Annotated in this window: 16 protein-coding genes; 11 read left to right on the top strand and 5 right to left on the bottom strand. The window is 63.4% G+C overall.

Annotation, left to right across the window (positions count from 1 at the left end; translation table 11 throughout):
- Positions 1–267 precede the first annotated feature (267 nt).
- The 3 genes from BLS26_RS29985 to BLS26_RS29975 are packed head-to-tail and all read right to left on the bottom strand — an operon-like array spanning position 268 to position 6,399.
- Positions 268–3,777, bottom strand: coding sequence for an error-prone DNA polymerase (locus BLS26_RS29985; protein WP_092516099.1), 3,510 nt, complete (start codon positions 3,775–3,777; stop codon positions 268–270).
- Positions 3,774–5,588 (bottom strand): DNA polymerase Y family protein, encoded by a 1,815-nt coding sequence (locus BLS26_RS29980; protein WP_371361047.1) that lies wholly within the window; start codon positions 5,586–5,588, stop codon positions 3,774–3,776. Before BLS26_RS29980 ends, BLS26_RS29985 begins: the two co-directional genes overlap by 4 nt.
- Positions 5,536–6,399 carry an ImuA family protein gene (locus BLS26_RS29975; RefSeq protein WP_092516098.1) on the bottom strand — a complete coding sequence of 288 codons (864 nt, stop codon included), beginning with the start codon at positions 6,397–6,399 and terminating at the stop codon, positions 5,536–5,538. The genes BLS26_RS29980 and BLS26_RS29975 overlap by 53 nt, the downstream gene beginning before the upstream one ends.
- Before the next feature lie 161 nt (positions 6,400–6,560).
- Here BLS26_RS29975 and BLS26_RS29970 point away from each other — a divergent pair, with 161 nt between their 5' ends.
- From BLS26_RS29970 to BLS26_RS36050, 4 genes are all read left to right on the top strand, one after another.
- Positions 6,561–7,799 (top strand): putative DNA modification/repair radical SAM protein, encoded by a 1,239-nt coding sequence (locus BLS26_RS29970; protein ID WP_092516097.1) that lies wholly within the window; start codon positions 6,561–6,563, stop codon positions 7,797–7,799.
- Positions 7,800–7,929: 130 nt separating this feature from the next.
- A complete protein-coding gene (locus BLS26_RS29965) occupies positions 7,930–9,366 on the top strand; it encodes a UdgX family uracil-DNA binding protein (RefSeq protein WP_092516096.1) in 1,437 nt (478 codons plus the stop codon).
- A 502-nt stretch (positions 9,367–9,868) separates the two neighbouring features.
- Complete coding sequence (locus BLS26_RS29960; protein WP_092516095.1) at positions 9,869–11,497, top strand: inorganic phosphate transporter; 1,629 nt, start codon at positions 9,869–9,871, stop codon at positions 11,495–11,497.
- A 223-nt stretch (positions 11,498–11,720) separates the two neighbouring features.
- The gene (locus BLS26_RS36050) at positions 11,721–12,377 is read left to right on the top strand and encodes a hypothetical protein (RefSeq protein ID WP_157676618.1); all 657 of its coding nucleotides are present in this window, start codon (positions 11,721–11,723) and stop codon (positions 12,375–12,377) included.
- Positions 12,378–12,468: 91 nt separating this feature from the next.
- Here the strand turns inward: BLS26_RS36050 and BLS26_RS29950 are convergent, their stop codons facing one another.
- The gene (locus tag BLS26_RS29950; protein WP_092516093.1) at positions 12,469–13,641 is read right to left on the bottom strand and encodes a M20 aminoacylase family protein; all 1,173 of its coding nucleotides are present in this window, start codon (positions 13,639–13,641) and stop codon (positions 12,469–12,471) included.
- 253 nt (positions 13,642–13,894) lie between these two features.
- On the opposite strand from BLS26_RS29950, the gene BLS26_RS29945 reads away from it, so the two are divergent.
- Both BLS26_RS29945 and BLS26_RS29940 read left to right on the top strand, forming a co-directional pair.
- Positions 13,895–15,514, top strand: coding sequence for a GMC family oxidoreductase (locus tag BLS26_RS29945; RefSeq protein ID WP_092516092.1), 1,620 nt, complete (start codon positions 13,895–13,897; stop codon positions 15,512–15,514).
- A 12-nt stretch (positions 15,515–15,526) separates the two neighbouring features.
- Positions 15,527–16,444 carry an alpha/beta fold hydrolase gene (locus tag BLS26_RS29940; protein WP_092516091.1) on the top strand — a complete coding sequence of 306 codons (918 nt, stop codon included), beginning with the start codon at positions 15,527–15,529 and terminating at the stop codon, positions 16,442–16,444.
- Between the two features lie 75 nt (positions 16,445–16,519).
- Here BLS26_RS29940 and BLS26_RS29935 read toward each other — a convergent pair whose 3' ends face one another.
- Entirely contained in the window at positions 16,520–17,641 is a 1,122-nt protein-coding gene (locus BLS26_RS29935; protein WP_092516090.1) for a hypothetical protein, read from the bottom strand.
- A gap of 320 nt (positions 17,642–17,961) precedes the next feature.
- Here BLS26_RS29935 and BLS26_RS36045 point away from each other — a divergent pair, with 320 nt between their 5' ends.
- From BLS26_RS36045 to BLS26_RS29910, 5 genes are all read left to right on the top strand, one after another.
- Entirely contained in the window at positions 17,962–18,198 is a 237-nt protein-coding gene (locus tag BLS26_RS36045; protein WP_157676617.1) for a hypothetical protein, read from the top strand.
- 211 nt (positions 18,199–18,409) lie between these two features.
- A complete protein-coding gene (locus BLS26_RS29925; protein ID WP_092516088.1) occupies positions 18,410–19,360 on the top strand; it encodes a metallophosphoesterase in 951 nt (316 codons plus the stop codon).
- Positions 19,361–19,375: 15 nt separating this feature from the next.
- Positions 19,376–19,714 (top strand): cupredoxin family copper-binding protein, encoded by a 339-nt coding sequence (locus BLS26_RS29920; RefSeq protein ID WP_092516087.1) that lies wholly within the window; start codon positions 19,376–19,378, stop codon positions 19,712–19,714.
- A 91-nt stretch (positions 19,715–19,805) separates the two neighbouring features.
- Positions 19,806–20,366, top strand: coding sequence for a sigma-70 family RNA polymerase sigma factor (locus BLS26_RS29915; protein ID WP_092518772.1), 561 nt, complete (start codon positions 19,806–19,808; stop codon positions 20,364–20,366).
- On the top strand, positions 20,363–21,127 hold the full coding sequence (locus BLS26_RS29910; protein ID WP_092516086.1) for an anti-sigma factor: 765 nt from the start codon (positions 20,363–20,365) through the stop codon (positions 21,125–21,127). Before BLS26_RS29915 ends, BLS26_RS29910 begins: the two co-directional genes overlap by 4 nt.
- Positions 21,128–21,154 lie beyond the last annotated feature (27 nt).

Raw genomic sequence — 21,154 nt, 5'->3', positions numbered from 1 at the left:
TACCGGCTTTTCGCCGCGCATCGTGATGCGCGCAATTTGCGATAATATTTCGAAAAAGTCGCCTTGCCGCCTTGATGCCTGACGACTTGCCGGAACTTGGCCTGACGAGTGTCAAAGAATCGACACAGCCAAAATCTTCTAATCGACTCCCGTGTTGGTATGCTTTCGGAGTCGATCGCTTGGACAAATTATTCTTCGCCATCATGGCCGGCAGCCTGGTGTTTCTTCTGGCCATGAGCGCCTACATCGTCAGCCTCTAGGGCTGGTTCAATGAAAATCCCGGGATGGCGGCAAGATGCGAACGTTGCGCGGGTGGCGGATTTTCTGCGCGGGCGCATCGGCATGATCGCGCCGGTCGTCGTTGAGGAACCCGTCGTTGAGAAGACCGTCGTTGAGAGATCCGTCGTTGAGCGGCTCGATCAGCGCAGGCCCGGCGGGTACGGCATGCTTGCGGATGAACGCGTCGTCAGCGAGACCGATCAGATCGCCTGAACGGTCGAACATCCGCTGCGCCACCAGATGCGTCACCTGTTCGGGGCTGCTCTGGATATAGCCCTCGACCAGAATGAGCCGCGCGCCCATCACTTCCTTGCGGTATTGCTCCATCACCTTCGGCCACACCACGATATTGGCGATGCCGGTTTCGTCCTCCAGCGTCATGAAGACGACGCCCTTGGCGCTGCCCGGCCGCTGCCGCACCAGCACCACGCCGGCGCAGCGGACCCTGCGACGGTCGTTGCGGTGGTTGATTTCGTGGCAGGTGACGACGCGCTCCTTGGCAAACATCGTCCGCAGGAACTGCATCGGATGACCCTTCAGCGACAGCCGCACCGTCTGATAGTCGGCGACCACCTGCTCCGGCAGCGGCATCTCCGGCAACGGTTTTGCGTTCTCGTCCGGCTGCTCGCGCGCGGTGGCAACCTCGAACAGCGGCAACGGCACATCATCGGGCAGCCGCCGTACCGCCCACAGCGCGGCGCGGCGATCAAGCCCGATGGACCGAAACGCATCGGCATCCGCCAACAAGGTCAGCGCGCGCTTCGGCAGGCCGGTGTCGCGGGCGAAATCCTCCAGCGAGGTGAACGGACGGCGTGTTCGCGCGGCGATGATGCGGTCGGCCCAGTCGTCCTCTCCACTGTCATTCCGGGGCGATGCGGTAGCATCGAACTGAGATGTGCAATTGCACATCTGAGAATCTCGAGGTTCCGGGTTCGTCGCTTTCGCGACGCCCCGGAACGACGCTTGAACTCGCTTCAACCTTTCCTCATCCGGATCGACCCATCTGAACCCATCGATCTGCCGAAACCCAAGCCGCACCGCGCAATACTTCCCGCTCCCCTGCTCCAGCGTGTTCTGCGCAAAGCTAAAGGACACGTCGATCTCGCGCACCTCGACGCCGTTGGTGCGGGCGTCGCCGACGATCTGCGCCGGCGCGTAAAAGCCCATCGGCTGCGAATTGAGCAATCCGCAGCAGAACGCGTCGGGATGATAATGCTTCAGCCATGACGAGATATAGACGAGCTGGGCAAAGCTCGCGGCATGGCTTTCCGGAAAACCGTAGGAGCCGAACCCCTTGATCTGGTTGAAGCAGTTATTGGCGAATTCAGGATCATAGCCGCGTGCAACCATGTTGCCGATCATCTTGTCTTCGAACTTGCCGATGGTGCCGAGATTGCGGAACGTCGCCATCGAACGGCGCAGCCCGTTGGCTTCCTCGGAGGTGAACTTCGCAGCTTCGATCGCGATCCGCATCGCCTGTTCCTGAAACAGGGGAACGCCGAGCGTCTTGTGCAGCACCCGGCGCAGTTCATCCTTGTCGCCATGTTCCGGCGCCGGCGACGGATAGCTGACCTTGTCGATGCCGTTGCGCCGCCGCAGATACGGATGCACCATGTCGCCCTGGATCGGGCCGGGACGCACGATCGCGACCTCGATGACGAGATCGTAGAACGTCCGCGGCTTCAGGCGCGGCAGCATGTTCATCTGCGCGCGGCTTTCGACCTGGAATACGCCGAGCGATTCCCCGCGGCACAGCATGTCGTAGACCGGCTCGTCGTCCTGCGGGACGGTGGCGAGTTCCCAGCGTTGGCCCTTGTGGTCGTCGATCAGGTCAAAGCATTTGCGGATGCAGGTCAGCATGCCCAGCGCCAGCACGTCGACCTTCATCATGTTGAGCGCGTCGACGTCGTCCTTGTCCCATTCGATGAAGGTGCGGTCGTCCATCGCGGCGTTGCCGATCGGCACATAGCTGTCGAGCCGGTCCTGGGTCAGCACGTAGCCGCCGACATGCTGCGACAAATGGCGGGGAAATTCGATCAGCTCGGTAGCGAGTTCGACCGCAAGTTCGACCATCGCATTGGCCGGGTCGAGCCCGGCCTGCCGGACCTGCATCTCGTTGAGGCCCTTGCCCCAGCTTCCCCACACGGTATCGGCGAGCGCGGCGGTGACATCCTCCGTCAGTCCCAGCGCCTTGCCGACATCGCGGATCGCCGAGCGCGGCCGGTAGTGGATGACGGTCGCAATGATCGCGGCGCGGTGGCGGCCGTAGCGGCGGTAGACATACTGCATCACCTCCTCGCGGCGCGAATGCTCGAAATCGACGTCGATGTCGGGCGGCTCCAGCCGCTCCTTGGAAATGAATCGCTCGAACAGCAGATCGACCTTGGTCGGGTCGACCGAGGTGATGCCGAGCACGTAGCAGACGGCAGAGTTGGCCGCGGAGCCCCTGCCCTGGCAGAGGATGTTGACGCTCCGCGCATAGCGGACGATGTCGTGCACGGTGAGAAAATAATGCGCGTATTTGAGCTCGGCGATCAGCGCGAGTTCCTTGCGCAAGGTCGCGCGCAAGGTCGCGCTGATATCGCCGCCGAAATATTTGTCGACGCCGGCCCAGGTCAGATCCTCCAGATGCCCCTGCGCGGTCTTGCCCTTCGGTACCGGCTCGTCCGGATACTGGTATTTGAGCTGGTCCATCGAGAAAGAAATGCGGCCGGCAAAGCGCATGGTTTCCGCGATCGCCTCGGGGAGCTCGCGAAACAGCCGCGCCATTTCATGGGCCGGCTTGAGATGGCGCTCGGCATTGGCCTCCAGCCGCTTTCCGATCGCGTCGATGGTGGTCTTCTCGCGGATACAGGTCAAAATATCCTGCAGCGGGCGGCGCGCGGGATGGTGGTACAGCACCTCGTTGGTGGCCAGCAGCCGCACCCCGGCTTTGGTGGCGATATGATGCAGCCGCGCCAGCCGGCGCCTGTCGTCGCCGCGATAGAGCAGGCTGGCGGCGAGCCACACCCCGTCGGCGCGGCTCGCTTTCAAGCGCTCCAGCACTTTCAACACGTCCGCCATCTCGAAGCGATGCGGCAGCGTCAGCACCAGAAGCTGGCCATCGGCAAACTCCAGGAGATCATCGAACCTCAGATGGCATTCGCCCTTTTCGATTTTCTTGATGTCATCGCCGCGCTTGCCGCGGGTCAGCAACTGGCATAGCCGGCCGTACGCGGCGCGGTCGCGCGGATAAACAAAAATATCCGGCGTGCCGTCGATGAAGACGATCCGCGCGCCGATCAGAAGCTTTGGCTTGTGGGTGACCTCGGGATTGTCGAGTTCCTTGTAAGCACGCACCACCCCAGACAACGTGTTGTGATCGGCAATGCCGATCGCGGCAATGCCGAGCCGGCTCGCCTCGTGCACATAGGCGCGCGGATCGGAACCGCCGCGCAGGAACGAGAAATTGGTGGTGATGCCGATCTCGGCATAGGGGATGTGCAAAGGCCCGTTCATGCGAACAGCCCGTGCACGAACCATTTGGCCTCGACCGGTTCGCCCTCTTTGTCCCTAAGTTCGCTTTCATAGAGCCCGTCGCGAAAGATCCAGAAACGCAAGCCCGCTTCATCCTCGATACGGAAATAATCCCGCGTCAACGCGCGGCCGCTCTGCTTCCACCATTCCATGGCGATGCGTTCGGGTCCCTCCACCCGCGCCACCGTGTGGGTGACGCGGCGCCAGGTGAATTGATGCGGCGGTCCGTCGGGTATGGTCGCAAACGGCACATTGATCGGCTCGGGCCTTTCGAACAGCCGCAACGGCCGCAGCGGCGGCTCGCTTGCGACGCGATCGGGCCACGCCGCCTGAACCGCTGTCGCCAGATGATGCTGTGCGGGCACCGCCAATGCCGCATGTTCCGGAATATGGGTGTCCTGCGGCAGATGCACGACGACGCGTTTGCCCCCGATGCGCGCGGCGATGCGGTCGATCAAAGCGGCGAGTTCGTCATTGTCATGCACGGACGCATCGAGGTCGCGCTGCTGCTGCACCATGATTTCGGTGCGGCTTGCGGACAGGCGAATGAGGTCGAAACCGAAGCCGGGATCGAGGGGATCGTTGAGCGCCTCGAGCCGCTCGCGAAACAGCCGGTCGATCACCTCACGCTTCGTCGCCGGGCGCCCGGTATCGACGGCAATCGTGCGCACCGCGCCGTCGGTGCGGAAAAAACTCGCTTCCAGCCGTCGCGCGCCCTTGCCCTGTTTGTCCATCGCCGCGACCAGCATGGCTGCGAGCGCGGACAAGTTCATCGCGATCACGTTTTCGGTGGCGACCGGTTCGGGAAAGCGTTTCTCGACGATGTAATCCGGCAGCGGTTTGCGCGGACTGATCGGCGCGTCGCCCTGCCCCAGCGCATGCTCCAGGTGCGCGGTGAAACCGGCGCCGAATCTTGCCGCGATCTCGTGGCGCGCGCGCGACGCGACATCGCCGATGGTTTTTAAACCGGCGCGACGCAGGCCACTCGCGATGACCTCTGCCGCACCGAGCGCAGATACCGGCAGCGGCGCGACGGCCTTGGCCTCCTCGCCGTCGACGATGATTTTTCCCGACACATGCCGCGTCAGGGTGCGGGCGCAGACGGAGGTCGAGGCGATCGCCGCGCTGACGGCAAAGCCACGTTGTGTCAGCGCACTGGTGACGGCCTGCAGCAGCGCAGCCTCGCCGCCGAACAGATGGGCGCAGCCGGTGATATCGAGGAACAGCCCATGCGGCGGATCGAGCGCCACCAGCGGCGTGAAGCGGTCGCACCAGTCGGCTATGTCATTGAGCGTCTTGGCGTCGGCGGCCTCGTCGGCATCGAACACCGTCAATTCCGGGCAGATCGCGCGGGCATTGGCGAGCGGCAGGCCAATCGAAAGGCCGGAGCGCTCGGCGAGATCATCGAGCGCGTAAATCACCAGCGCATTGTTTTGCTTGGAGATGACGACGATGGGCGCGTCGCTGGGAACGTCGCTGGCAGTCGCGTTCCCTCCCCCCTTGCGGGGTCCGAGGCGAGCGGAGCTCGCTCTCGAGGTTAGGGAGGGGGGTGGCGGCGAAGACGGTGGTTGTGGCTTACCCCTCTCCCCCGCCCTCCCCCGCAAGGGGGGAGGGAGCGCACCGTTCGTGTCGTAAGAGTTTTGGCCATTCGATTGAACGGTGTGACCCGCGGCGGCACCCCCACCCCAGCCCTCCCCCGCAAGCGGGAGAGGGAGCCGACTGCCCGTGCCGTTAGAGTTCTCATGCGCTACGCTTGAAACCGTGAGCGTAAACTGCCGCTTGATGCGGTCGATGGGCAGGCGTGGCAGCCACAGGCTGAGGATACGTCGACGGTTCTCTCGACGGTTCTCTTGACGGTTCTCTTGATGGTTCTCTTGCCGGTTCGCTGAAAAGGCACTCATCACATTTCCATTCCATGATCCACCGCCCGACCGGGCCATGACGGTTACGAACCAGCTGCGCGTCGAACACCGGCGCGCCCCAGGCACTCCAAGGCGCCGCAGGCATTGAGGGTGATCCCGGCGGCGAATGCGCCGCGCGCACGATCCATCGTGTTTCCGCGGTCGAAGGTTGCGGTGTGGCCGCCACCCGCAGCAGCAAGGCGGTGACGCCGGAGGCTTGCGCGGCCAGTGTGAGTTTGCGGCTGGCAACGAGATCGAGCTGCCGCGCCTCGCCCCAGACTTCCAGCACCACCGCGCCGAGCGCGTCGCAGGCCAGCGCGTCGGCGGCGGTGCGTAGCGCGGCATCGGCGTCGGCAGCACGCACGGTCACCAGCAGGCGCGGATCGAGGCCGAGCTCGCAAAGCCCACTCATCGACAACGCGCCGGATTCCAGTTCTGAAAAATCCTGCCGCACCCAGACCAGCGGCCGGCGCGGCGTCAGCCGCCCGGCGAGGCCGGCGATGAAGCCGGTGGCCGCCGCGCTCTGGTGGCCTTCCGAAAACACCTCATGCACCGCAGCCATGGCGAGACCGCCTTGCAGTGTCGCGTCGGCGCCGGCGTGACCGAGCGCGACCTTGTGATGCGCATGCGCATCGCCCGATGTTTCGATGCGCTCGATGCTGCCGCGCAAGCGCGCAAGCGTGCTGGTGTGTGCGGTGCTCATGCCCCGCTCCTCTGGGAATTTGGGCCTTCAGGTTCTTTCGAATGAACCCGCGGCTGGCTCATTTGTTCATGATATGTTCTAATATAAAGCTAACAGGACGCCGGGAGTCAATCGGGATTGATGCCTGAGCGATTCATGAGCGGAATCAAAGGGATTCAGGGATGGACGTGCAGCGCAAGCTGGAAATCCTGGCGGATGCCGCCAAATACGACGCCTCCTGCGCCTCCAGCGGCACCGAGCAGCGGGATTCCAGCGACGGCAAAGGCCTCGGCTCGACCGCGCCCGGCATGGGCATCTGCCATTCCTACGCGCCGGACGGCCGCTGCATCTCGCTATTGAAAGTGCTGCTCACCAATGCCTGCAATTACGATTGCTTGTATTGCGTCAACCGCGCCTCCAGCAACGTGCCGCGTGCCCGCTTCACCGTCGACGAGGTGGTGAAGCTGACGATCGATTTCTACCGCCGCAATTACATCGAAGGCTTGTTTCTCTCCTCCGGCATCATTCGCAGCGCCGACTACACCATGGAGCAGGTGGTGGGTGTCGCGCGAAAACTGCGCGAAGAACATCACTTCCGCGGCTACATCCATCTCAAGACCATTCCGGAGGCCGACGACGCGCTGATCACGGAGGCCGGCAAATATGCCGACCGTCTTTCCATCAACATCGAAGTGCCCGAGGAAACCAGTCTGGCCAGACTGGCGCCGGAGAAAGACCTCCGCGCGATCCGCCGCACCATGGGCCGGTTGCGGCTGAAACTCGACGAAGCCAAGGATAACAGCAGGACTGCGACCAAGGCCAAGCCACCACGCTTTGCGCCGGCCGGCCAGAGCACGCAGATGATCATCGGTGCGGACGCCGCCAACGACAAAACCATTCTGGACACCAGCGCCAATCTCTACGGCTCCTACCGGCTCAAGCGGGTGTACTATTCGGCATTCAGCCCGATCCCCGATGCCAGCCGCGCGTTGCCGCTAGCCGCACCGCCGCTGATCCGCGAGCACCGGCTCTATCAGGCCGACTGGCTGATGCGGTTCTACGGTTTCGACGCCGGCGAGATCGTCGAAGAGCGCGCCGGCATGCTGCCGCTCGACATCGATCCGAAACTCGCCTGGGCGTTGCGGCATCGCGAACGTTTCCCGCTCGACGTCGCCACCGCCAGCCGCGAAGAGCTGCTGCGCGTGCCGGGCTTCGGCACCAAAGCCGTCGAACGCATCATCGCCACGCGCCGGCTGACGAATATTCGCGTCGAAGATCTGGCGCGGCTCAACATTCCCAAGAACAAGGCGCTGCCGTTCATCGTTCTCGGTAATCACCGGCCGCCAGGACATCTACTCGATGGCGAAGCGCTGGCAGCGCGGTTCAAGCCGAAGGCGGTGCAGATGGGATTTGGATTTTGATTGTCATTCCGGGGCGATGCGAAGCATCGAACCCGGAATCCCGAGATTCCGGGTCTGGTGCTAACGCACCATCCCGGAATGACAGAGCCCTTATCGCTTCGCTCACAATGACGGAAGTGAGGAGTAACCGATGCACTTCATCACCATCGACGGCGAAACCGATTTCAACGGCTGGCGCAACGCCGCCCGCGCGCTGGCGCTGAATGAGGTAAAGCCGTCCAACGTGACCTGGCGGGTGCGCGGCGACGCGCCGGAACTGTTCGAACCGACAACACCGCCACCCGAGCCGCCGCACGGCACCTTCAACGTATCCGGCAAGTTCATCGAACTGGCGCAGACCGCGATCCTTAATCGCAATCCCGAACGGTTCGCCATGTTCTATCGCCTGCTGTGGCGGTTGCGCGGTCATCACGACCTGCTCGATATCGCAACCGACCCTGACGTCGCCGAGATCGCGGGCATGGCCAAGGCGGTGCGCCGCGACGAGCACAAGATGCACGCCTTTGTCCGCTTCCGCGAAGTCGGCCGCGAACAGAAAGCGCATTACGTTGCCTGGTTCGAACCGGAACACCACATCGTCGAACTCGCCGCTCCCTTCTTCGCACGCCGCTTCGCCGACATGCCGTGGTCGATCCTGACGCCCGATGTCTGCGCACATTGGGATGGCCACGCGGTCTCGATCACGCCGGGCGTGGCCAAGACCGAGGCTCCGACGGAAGATCGCCTGGAGGAAACCTGGCGACGCTATTACGCCAGCATCTTCAATCCGGCGCGACTGAAGGTGAAGGCGATGCAGAACGAGATGCCGAAGAAATATTGGCGGAACCTGCCGGAGGCCTCGTTGATTAAGCCTTTGATCGCCGGCGCGGAGCGAAACGCCAGTGCGATGATCGCGAATGCAGCAACCGAACCGCACAAGGCGCAGAAGCGACTGGAACCGGAGATGGCCCGTCAACACACCGGCGACCAACTCGAAACGCTGCGCGAGGAAGCCGCGCAGTGCCGCGCCTGCCCGCTGTGGAAGGACGCCACCCAAACCGTGTTCGGCGAAGGACCGATAACGGCGAAGGTGATGCTGGTCGGCGAACAGCCCGGCGACAAGGAAGACCTCGCCGGACAACCTTTCGTCGGTCCCGCCGGCCAAATGCTCGACCGCGCGCTGGCGGAAGCCGGTATCGATCGCCGCAAGGTTTATGTCACCAACGCCGTCAAGCATTTCAAATTCGTGCCGCGCGGAAAAATCCGTCTGCACCAGAAGCCCAATACGCCTGAGATCAACGCCTGCCGGCCCTGGTATGCGCGCGAACGCGCCGTCATCAGGCCCGATCTCGTGGTAGCGATGGGCGCGACCGCGGCGCAATGCGTGTTCGGCAAGATCACGCCCATCAACAAAAGCCGCGGCCGCCTCTTCGATCTCGACGACGGCAGCAAGGCGCTGGTGACGGTGCATCCATCCTATCTGTTGCGGTTGCCCGACGCCGAAGCCAAGGCGCTGGAATACCAGCGTTTCGTCGAAGACCTGAAAATCGCGGCCGAGTTGCTGCAAAAATCAGCACACGCGGCCTAGACACGCTCTCTTTGCGTGAACCGGTATTCACTCCGCACCGAATGCGGCGCAGGTTTCACTCAAAGACGCCACAAAGTTCCAAAGCCGCCATGTCTCGTGAAATATAACGGTGGGAAATTTGACAAACATATGTACAACCTTTAATTGATAAACGAGAATATCGTGTTCTCGACAGGAATATTCCTGACAGGAATTTGGGACGTCCTGTTCACGCCATGACGCTCCCTTGAGGCCGACGCGCTGCGCGGCGCTACCAGCCCCGGTGCCGTGCAGCGCGCGGTCTACTCTGCTCCCTTCTCCTCACACACTGATCACACTTTCTGATCAAACTGCGCTCGCCCGGCCCCGCGCCGGTTGGCAGCGTTGCGCAAACAAGCCCGTCGAAAAATTGTGCAATGCGGGCCGGGCACAGGAAGCATTCCGCGCTGCAGCGCAACTGTCATCTCACCTTCAAGTCCATCAGTCAAAAAGCGCTCTCAACGTATAATGAGGGGGCGTCAGAATGACCGATATTGCACTCAATTCATCGATAGCCGAGGGAGCACCGATTCAGCCGGCTTCCAGGCCCAATCTCGACAAGGGTTTTAACCCGCTGACGATGATCATTTTCTTCGGCATTCTTGCCGCGGGATTGCTGTTCGTCTCCTACAGCATCTATTCCGACGTCGACGCGACCGGCACCCGGGTCACGTCCTATTTGCCCTATATGCTGCTGTTCGTGGCGCTGCTGATCGCGCTCGGCTTCGAGTTCGTCAACGGCTTCCACGACACCGCCAACGCGGTCGCGACCGTGATCTATACCCACTCGCTGCCGGCCGAAGTCGCCGTGATGTGGTCGGGCCTGTTCAACTTCCTCGGCGTGCTGTTTTCCACCGGCGCCGTCGCCTTCGGCATCGTCTCGCTGCTGCCGGTCGAACTGATCCTTCAGGTCGGAAGCAGTGCCGGCTTTGCGATGGTATTCGCGCTCTTGATCGCTGCCATCCTGTGGAATCTCGGCACCTGGTATTTCGGCCTGCCGGCTTCCTCGTCCCACACCCTGATCGGTTCGATCATCGGCGTCGGCGTCGCCAACGCGCTGATGCGCGGCCGTGACGGCACCTCCGGCGTCGACTGGGGCAAGGCCACCGAGATCGGCTATGCGCTGCTGCTGTCGCCGCTGGTCGGTTTCGTCTGCGCCGCCGTCCTGCTCATGCTGCTGAAGATGATCGTCCGCAATCCGGCGCTGTACGCAGCACCCGAAGGCAACAAGGCGCCGCCGCTCTGGATCCGCGGTCTTTTGATCGCAACCTGCACCGGCGTCAGCTTCGCGCATGGTTCGAACGACGGCCAGAAGGGCATGGGCCTGATCATGCTGATCCTGATCGGCACCGTGCCGACCGCCTACGCGCTGAACCGCGCGCTGCCGGAATCCCAGGTGGCGCAGTTCCAGCAGACCTCGGATGCCGCCTCCAAGGTGGTCGCCGCCAAGGGCGCCGGCCACAGCATCATCGGCAATCCCCGTCCGGCGGTGACGCTGTACGTCGCCGAGCACAAGATCAGCGAAGGCACCTACCCCTCGCTGTCGGTGCTGGTGAAGGATGTCGGCGACCAGGTCGCAAAATACGGCTCGCTCAACAAGGTGCCGGCCGAAGTCGTCGGCAACACCCGTAACGACATGTACCTGACTTCGGAAGCGATCCGCTTCCTGATGAAGGACAAGGAAAACGACCTCAACAAGGAAGAGGTTGCGACCCTGAACGCCTATAAAGGCTCGCTCGACCAGGCCACCAAGTTCATTCCGACCTGGGTCAAGGTCGCGGTGGCGATCGCGCTCGGGCTCGGCACCATGATCGGCTGGAAGCGCATCGTCATCACCGTCGGCGAGAAGATCGGCAAGACGCACCTGACCTACGCCCAGGGTGCCTCCGCCGAGCTCGTTGCCGCCGCGACCATCGGCGCCGCCGACATGTTCGGCCTGCCGGTCTCGACCACGCACGTGCTGTCGTCCGGCGTCGCTGGTGCGATGGCGGCGAACGGCTCGGGGCTGCAGATCGCCACCATCCGCAACATGGTGATGGCGTGGGTCTTGACGCTGCCGGCCGCGATCCTGCTGTCGGGCACGCTCTATGTGATCTTCTCGCGCCTGTTCTGATCGCAACGCCGCGAAGACTGACGCAGCGTTCTCGCTGCGATGCGATAGAAAAGCCCGCGCCAACCGCGCGGGCTTTTTTACGTCACGGCTACTGACCATCCGCACAAATAGCGCTGCGCCCGGTTCCCGTTTGGGTCTAAGCTCACCCGGCAACTTCTAAGAATTGCACAAGAACAATCCGGTTCAACCGTTTCTTGAGTGACTTCCTGGGGGGAGCGTTATCATGACATTTCAGAGAGAGCTTGCGCTCGCCGGCTTGCTGCTGGCGGCACCGTTGACGTGCCTGCCGGCCGAGGCCGAGGACAAGAAAAGCACGAGTTCGGCACCGGTCCGCGCCGCACCCGCACCGGTCGTGCGTGCCGCACCGGCACCTGTCGTCCGCGCACCAGCTCCCGTCGTGCGAGCCGCTCCGGCGCCCGTGGTTCGCGCACCGGCAACCGTCACCGCCATCAGGCCGGCGTCGACGGTGGCAGTGAGACCTGCGGCCACGGTAACGGTCAAACCGGCCGCGACAGTAGCGACCAAGCCCGCCGTGACGACAACGGCGGTCAAGCCCATGGTGACCACGACGGTGACCAAACCCGCGACCACCGTGACCAAGCCAGCATCGACGGCTGCAGTGAAACCGGCGACGACCGCGGCGGGCACCACCTCGAACATCGATCGGGCGCGCAACCGGATTCAGAGCCAACTCCCGGCGGATGGCGCGGTGCGGGGGGATACGCAGAAAAAGCCTAGTATGGTCGGGGTTCAGGCCAGCGAATTCAAGCCGACGGTGCACGTCAAACCTTCGGCCGCGCCGCCGTCCCCGGGACAGCCGAATTTCCCGAAGCGGGCGCCCAATGATCCTGCTCCGACCAATCCGCTGACCACCCGATAATCCGGTTGAAGCAAATTAGGTGAGCCGCAAATAAAGAAGGCCTGCATTGGAGATGCAGGCCTTCCTTCACGTGAGATCGAAATTCAGGCGATCAGGCCGCCAGGGTGTTCTCGACCAGCTTGATCCAGTACGAGGTGCCGTACAGGATCGCCTCGTCGTTGAAATTGTAGGCGGGGTGATGCAGGCCGGCGCTGTCGCCGTTGCCGCAGAAGATGAAGGCGCCCGGGCGCGCCTCCAGCATGTAGGAAAAATCCTCCGCGCCCATCATCGGCGGCGACTCGTGAACGTTCTGCTCGCCGGCGATTTCCTTCGCCACCTGGGTCGCAAACTCGGTTTGCGCGGCATGGTTCATGGTCACGGGATAACCACGCTCGTAGACCAGATCGATCTTGGCGCCGGTGATCTGCGCTATGCCGGCGACCACTTCGCGGACGCGCTTCTCGACCAGTTCGCGGGTTTCTGCCGTCAGCGTGCGGACGGTACCGCGCAGTTCGGCGGTCTGCGGGATCACGTTGCGGGCGTTGCCGGCGTGGAATTCGCAGATCGAGATGACCGCCGATTCCAGCGGATCGACGGTGCGCGAGACGATCGTCTGCAACGCGGTGATGAGCTGCGAGCCGACCAGAACGGAATCGATGCATTTGTGCGGACGCGCGGCGTGTCCGCCGAGCCCTTCGATCTTGATGTCGATCGAGTCAGTCGCGGCCATGATCGGACCGGGACGGATGGCAAAGGAACCCACGGGAAGTCCCGGACCGTTATGCATGCCGTAGACCTGCTCGATGCCGAACCGGTCCATCAGCCCGTCCTTGATCATGGCGGCCGCACCGGCGCCGCCCTCTTCGGCCGGCTGGAAAATCACGACGGCGTCGCCGGCGAAATTGCGGGTTTCGGCGAGATAGCGGGCCGCGCCCAGCAGCATCGCGGTGTGGCCGTCATGGCCGCAGGCATGCATCAGGCCCGGTGTCTTGGACGCATACGGAAGCTTGGTCTCTTCCTCGATCGGCAGCGCATCCATGTCGGCCCGCAGCCCGATCACCCTGATGTCGCCCTTGCCGGCCGGCTTCTTGCCCTTGATGACGCCGACGACGCCGGTACGGCCGAGGCCGGTGGCGACCTCGTCGCAGCCGAATTCGCGCAGCCGATCCGCCACGAATGCCGCAGTGCGGTGCACTTCGTACAGCAATTCGGGGTTTTCATGGATATCGCGGCGCCAGGCCTGGATATCGGGTTGCAGATCGGCGACGCGGTTGACGATGGGCATGGGGATTCTGGACCTCAAATTAGAACGGTTCTGCCTCTGTAGCATGCAAGGGGCGATCCACCCAACAGGCTGCAACGGATCCGCCCTACCCGCTTTGCAGGGTTCCATCCCCCTTGTCATGGCCGGGCTTGTCCCGGCCATCCACGTCTGACTAATAACGGCCCAAACAAGACGTGGATGCCCGGGACGCCTGGCGCGAAGACGCGCTTCGCGCTGTTGCCCGGGCATGACGACGGTCATGAATGGGCGGACAATGCCGAAGCGGCTCGAAGGTGATTTCGACTATATCGTCGTCGGCGCGGGCACCGCCGGCTGCATCATGGCCAACCGGCTGTCAGCCGACCCCAAAAACCGGGTGCTGATCCTGGAGGCCGGCGGCAACGACAACTGGATCTGGTTCCACATCCCGGTCGGCTACCTCTTTGCGATCGGCAATCCCCGCTCCGACTGGATGTTCAAGACCGAACCGGAACCGGGCCTCAACGGCCGGGCGCTGGCCTACCCCCGCGGCAAGGTGATCGGCGGCTCGTCCGCGATCAACGCGATGATCTCGATGCGGGGACAGGCTGCCGATTACGATCACTGGCGGCAACTTGGCCTCACCGGCTGGGGCTATGACGACGTGCTGCCGCTGTTCCGCCGCCTCGAGGATCATTTTCTCGGGGACAGTGAACATCACGGCACCGGCGGCGGCTGGCGGATCGAGGCGCCGCGGCTGTCCTGGGACATTCTCGACGCGGTCGGCGACGCCGCCGAACAGATGGGCATCCGGCGGATTCCGGATTTCAACACCGGCGACAACGAGGGCGTCAGCTATTTCCACGTCAACCAGAAGCGCGGCCGCCGCTGGTCATCGGCGCGAGGCTTTTTGAAGCCGGTCTTGAACCGTCCCAACCTGCGGTTGGAAAAGAACGTGCTGGTCGATCGCCTCATCGTCGAGAACGGCCGCGCCGTCGGCGTGCGCTTCATGCAAGGCAATGAAGTGGTCGAAGCGCGCACCAAGGGCGAGGTCGTTTTGTGTGCGGGATCAATCGGATCGACGCAGGTCTTGCACCGCTCCGGCATCGGCCCGGCCGACTGGCTGTCGCCGCTCGGCATCGACGTCGTGCTCGACCGCCAGGGCGTTGGCCGCAACCTGCAGGACCATCTGCAGCAGCGCGCGATCTACAAAGTCGAGGGCGTCCGCACCCTCAACGAGACCTACTACTCGCTGGTCCGGCGCGGCCTGATGGGGCTCGATTATGCCTTCCGCCGCCGTGGCCCGCTGACAATGGCGCCGTCGCAGCTCGGCATCTTCACCCGCTCCGATCCGCATCGCGCGCGCGCCAATATCCAGTTCCACGTGCAGCCGCTGTCGCTGGATAAATTCGGCGATCCCCTGCATCGGTTCCCCGCGATCACCGTCAGCGCCTGCAATCTGCAGCCGACCTCGCGCGGCACCGTGCGCCTTCGTTCCTCGGTGGCTGATCAGGCACCGATGATCGCGCCGAATTACCTCTCGACCGACGATGACCGCCAGGTCGCGGCCGACGCCATCCGCACCACGCGGCGGCTGATGAAGCAGCAACGGCTGGCCCAGTATCATCCGCAGGAATACCTGCCCGGACCCTCCGTCGGCGACGACGACGCCTCGCTGGCGAAGGCCGCCGGCGACATCGGCACCACGATTTTCCATCCCGTCGGCACCGCCAAGATGGGCACGGCCTCCGATCCCGCAGCCGTCGTCGACGAGCGCCTGCGCTTCTATGGCATTGCGGGACTGCGCGTAGCCGATGCGTCGGTGATGCCGACCATCACCTCGGGCAATACCAACACGCCGACGGCAATGATCGCGGAAAAAGCCGCCGCGATGATCCTGCAGGATGCGCGGTAGCGCATCGCTCTCATGACGAACCCGCATCGCATTTCGGTCGGCCCCGAAGACGAGCGTATCGCGCTGGCGCTATGGGGCGAGGCGAACTCCGGCAAACCGCCCGCGCTGCTGCTGCACGGCACCGGCTTCGTCGCCGAGGTCTGGGACGACGTCGCCCGCGAGTTGGCGTCTCGCTACACCGTCTACGCACTCGACCGCCGCGGCCATGGTGACAGCCACAAGCCGGCGGCCGACCGCTATCATTTTCAGGATTTCGCCGAGGATCTGTGCCAGGTGATCGAGACGCTCGATCTGTCGGATATCTATGGCATCGGGCATTCGGCCGGCGCTACCGACCTGCTGTTAGCAGCAAAACTTCTGCCCCAGCGGTTCTCGCGTCTGTTCGTGATGGAACCGACGGTGATGGACCCGCGCGCGGCGCGCGACGCCCCGTTGAGTGACAGGTCAACGGCCGCCGTGCAGAGCGTACTGCGCCGCCAGCCCGAGTTCGACAGCGCTAATGCCGCGTTCCAACGCTATCGCGCGGCGCCTGCATTCGCGAAGTGGTCCGAGCCCTCGCTCCGGGCCTACATTCAGCATGGCTTTGCCACGCAGCAAGACGGCCGCGTGCGGCTGCGCTGCACGCCGGAGATCGAGTCCGCCGTCACGCTCCCGATCTGCGAAGCGATGGAGCAGGTCTATGCCGGAGACGCGCGCGGCAATCCCTTCGCTTGGCTGTCCGAGATCGGCTGCCCGGTGTGCGTCGCCACCACCGAACAATCCTGGCCGATCTACAAGGTCATGGCATCGCGAGCCGCAGCCCTGATCCCGCACGTGAGCCAATGGACCTTCGACGGCGTCGATCACTGCGTTGCGCAGGAAGCTCCGCACCAGTTGCTCAAAGCCCTCGCGGCGTTCGAGGCCCGGTCGGATCGGGGCGCGTACCCATAGATATGCGATGTCCGCTTTTGGGGCTGAAGCAGGCACGCATTGGTCACTGCGGAATGTTGCGCCCTTTCATTAAGCCTACATTGCATAGCGCAAAATGGCTGCGAGCGATTTGCCGCCTGGAATATCGGCTCTTCGCACGCCAAGAATCCGGCCGCCCGAGCGGATGACACGGCTCGCGATTTCGTCGACGACGCCGTAATTGCTCGCGTCGGCCGATTTTGAGAAGCTGATGGCGCCATTCGTCTCATCGACCGTACCGGGAATGACCTCGTCGATATCAACCAACATCGACTCCACCGCACCATAGGTTGCTGCTCGCGCCGCGGATGCGATGTCGGTCGTGGCTCGACCTTCGTTCTCGCGCACCACGAAGGCCGTCTTCCACTGGGCAATCTCATCCCGATTCAAGCCGTCCAGCAAAGCGCGAGCACGATCCGCGAGTTGGGCATCGGTCAAGTATACGGGACTGCCGTCGATCCCAGACTTGGCCAGATGAGCGTAGGTGTTGACCGACCGATAGATGGAAGCGAGCGGCTCGCTCGCGGCCAGCACCAGCGGGACGTCACTGCCAGTCAACAGCCCGCGCAGCGCCTGATCGACCTTGCGGGCGAATTGGCGCAACAAGACCTTCTGACCTTCCGATCCCTGAAGACGGCCGCTCGGCGAGCGGTCGTTGACGGTGGAGCGCCCGACTGCGCTGGCTGCGTCCTTTGGCACGCCATCGACACTTACGACCGCGGCTGGCAGGTCGGCCGAGACCTGAATGACGCGGACCCCGCCTTCCGCCAGCGCCAGCACGAAGCAAGTATTGGGAAATGCGACGGCGCGCAGCAGCGGCTTGAGATGAAATCGATCGGACACCTCGACGATTGTTACCAGCGTATTGGGCACGCGGAAGGTCCGCGCATTGTCCGGGGTTGCGAGCACGGCGAGGCTGCGCGCCTGGAACCGCCAGAACTCGTCGTCATCAATCAGGTCATCGAGATGCTCCATCAGCGCGGCGACGCGGCGCTTGTCGGCGTTTGCCGTCTCAAGCTGCCGCAAGGCCTGCTTTGCGAGATTCTTCAATTCGATCCGGTCACCCGCCGTTTCCTGGCTCACTGGCGTGGTGGGTAGATAAATCGAGACACAGATGTCGTCTCGGTGGGCCGCCAGCGATTTCAGATCGGCTGGACTCGGGATGTCGACATAAAGCATGACGGTGATACTCCGCTACCTGGATCAGCTGTTCGTTGACGGAGGCCCATGGGCCAGTGACCTGCTTCTGCGCTGTCGATTATGGGCAGAGACTGACCGCAAGTCGAACACGATTGCCGAATATGTGCCGGTCGTCGGGAACTGTCGCTGGTTCCAGGGGTGAAGTCGACATCGCCACGCCGATGAGCAGGAAGACCCCGAACTCCCGATGCGTGCGCTGCAGGCGTTCGAACAAGCGCGCCCGCATAAGAAATGGCCGTCCCCTTGCTGGGACGGCCAAACGCTACGCGCACCAACTCGACGCGTACTAAAGCGTTTTAGTGCTGACCGTGGTGCTCGGCGTGGTGACGGCTCGCCTCGGCGTGATGTTCTTCGGCGTGGCTGGCATGGCCGTGGGCGCTATGCGCGTGGTGCGCCGCCTTTTCGTGATCGCCGGATTCGTGGTGCTTGGCGGCTTCACGGTGATGCTTGGCGGCATGCTCGTGATGTTCGGCGGCTTTGTGGTGATGTTCGACGGCGTGTTCGCTCATGTCTGCGCTCCCGATTCCAGTGGTTAAAGTCCCGCTGATCTACGCACCTCCGCTGACACTTTGCTGACGGCCGCACGACAGGTTTGTTACGGCTAACGCGGCCCCGGAAGCGCCCCCCGCTACCGCTCACGAAAACGTCATCGCCGGCCTGGGTGGGGTCAGCCCTCCCGGGAATAAACCCGCGCGCCCCCCGATCACGTACCCGGAAGCCCAATCAAGGGCTCAGGGAGAGTTTGTCATGAGCAATCACGACCATCACGACGAAGGAAACGGCGTCAGCCGCCGCAAGGTGCTGGAATGCATGACCTGGGCCGGCACCGGCCTGCTCTGGACCGTCACCGGCGGCATTCCGCATACGGTCGGCATGGTCGGTTCCGCCGCCGCCGCCGAAGCCCAAGCCAAGGGAATGACCTTCCTGCAGATCAGCGACAGCCATGTCGGCTTTGACAAGCCGGCCAATCCGAACGCGATCGGCACCCTCGAAGAGGCCATCAACAAGGTCAACGCCATGCCGGTCAAGCCGTCGTTCATGATCCATACCGGCGACATCACGCATCTGTCGAAGGCCGCCGAATTCGACAACGCCGACCGCATCATCTCGCAGTCCAAGCTCGACGTGCACTACGTGCCGGGCGAGCACGATTTCATCGACGAAGAAGTCAAGCTCTACAAGGAGCGCTATGGCAAGGGCACCAAGGGTGCCGGCTGGTATTCCTTCGACGCCGGCGGCGTTCATTTCGTCGGCCTGGTCAACGTCGTCGATCTCAAGGCCGGCGGCCTCGGCAACCTCGGCAACGAACAGCTCGAATGGCTGGAGAACGACCTCAAGGGCCGTTCGAAATCGACCCCCGTCGTGCTGTTCGCCCATATCCCGCTGTGGACGGTCTATCCGCAATGGGGCTGGGGCACCGAGGACGGCGGCCGCGCGCTGGAATACGTCAAGGGCTTTGGCTCGGTCACGGTTCTGAACGGTCACATCCACCAGGTGATGCAGAAGGTCGAAGGCAACGTCACCTTCCACACCGCGCGTTCGACCGCCTTCCCGCAGCCGGCGCCAGGGGCTGCCCCCTCACCCGGACCGATGAAGGTCGAGGATGCGAAACTGCGCACCATGCTCGGCGTTGCCAGCATCAACTTCAAGCAGAACAACCAGCCGCTGGCCATCATCGACACGCCGCTGGTGGGCTAACAGGGAATACTGAACATGACTTCGCTCAATCGTCGCGACTTCGGCATCGCCGCGGTCGCAACCCTGTTCCTGCCCATCGTCGCGGCCGCCGCCGAGGAAGCGGCAGCCGATCCGTTGGCCGTGCATATCGACAACTTCGTCTTCCAGCCGGCCCAGCTGACGGTGAAGGTCGGCCAGACCGTCACCTGGACCAACCGCGACGACATTCCCCACACCGTGGTCTGTGCGGGCAAGTTCCGGTCGAAAACCATGGATACCGACGGCACCTTCGCGTTCACGTTCACCGCGGCCGGCGAATACAAGTACTTTTGTTCGCTGCACCCGCACATGACAGGGATTGTGAAGGTTGAATAACGTGCCCAACCAAGGCATCACAACCATGCCCGGCCGGTGGACTGCCCCCGGCCGGGCCAAAGCGCTTCCTGCTGCAGCCGGACCAAAGGCGATGCCACTTCGAGCATCCGAGGAAAATCCCGAAAAGGCGCGGCGCTTTCGCGAGGCGGCGCTGCCTTATCTGAACGACGCCTACACGCTGGCGCGCTATTTGCTGCGCGATCCCACCGATGCCGAAGATGCGGTGCAGGAATGTTACCTGCGCGCGTTCAAGCATTTCGACAGCTATCGCGGACCGGCGATGAAGCCGTGGCTGTTCGCGATCCTGCGCAACGTCTGCCGCGCCGAATATGCCAGGCGCGCCACGACGCCGACCAGCACGATCGAGGACGTGCCGGAAAGCGCCGATCAGGCACCGCTCTGGCACGAGACCCAGGAAACGCCGGAGGCGCAACTGGTACGAGCCAAGGATTCCGACACCATCCGCCGGATGGTGGCTGCATTGACCGAACCATTCCGGGAGACTTTCGTCCTGCGTGAGATCGAGAATTTGTCCTACAGGGAGATAGCCCAGGTTGCCGAAGTGCCGGTCGGTACCGTGATGTCGCGCCTCGCGCGCGCCCGCGCCATGCTGCGCTCAGCATGGCTTGCGGAACAGGAGCAAGTGAAATGACCTGCGACGAAGCAGAAATCCTCCTTCAAGCCCTGATCGACGGCGAACTCGATGCCGGCCATGCCCGCGACGTCGAAAACCACGTCGAGAGTTGCCCGCGTTGCGCTGCGATGCTGAAGGATTACCGCGAGATGAGTCTGGCGATGGCCGATGCCGGCGTGCGTTACACCGCGCCTGCGGCGCTGCGTGCGCGCATCGAGGCGGCATTGCCGCAACCGCGCCAGCTACAGAGCCGGCGCGGGGTGTTGCGCGGCTTTGCGATGGGATCGGCCGTGTCGGCGCTGGCGGCAACCGGCCTGGTCGCCATCGTGCTGCGTCACGACGACATGGAGCGCATCCAGTCCGAAGTGGTCTCGGCGCATCTGCGCTCGCTGCAGGCCGGCCACCTCACCGACGTCATCTCGACCGACCAGCACACGGTCAAGCCGTGGTTCAACGGCAGGCTCGACGTCTCGCCGCCGGTGATCGATCTCACCACGCAAGGTTTTACGCTGATCGGCGGACGGCTGGATTATGTCGACACCCGCGCCATCGGCGCGGTGGTCTACCGCCGCCGCCAGCACATCATCAACCTGTTCGTGTCGCAGACCGCGAGCACCGAACATCGCACCGCCAGGATCGAGACGATCCAGGGATTCAACATCCGGCACTGGAGCGACCGCGGCCTGAATTACTGGGCGGTCAGCGATCTCGCCAAGGACGAGCTTGCGGATTTCGGCGATAAGTTCGAGAGCGCGATGCGGAGCGGGACGGCGGGGTAAGTATCAACGTCGTCGTCCCGGCCAAGT

Origin of the sequence: Afipia sp. GAS231, from assembly GCF_900103365.1 — a bacterium.
In the GTDB taxonomy this organism is placed as follows: domain Bacteria; phylum Pseudomonadota; class Alphaproteobacteria; order Rhizobiales; family Xanthobacteraceae; genus Bradyrhizobium.
This window is presented reverse-complemented; position numbering and strand designations above follow the sequence as displayed.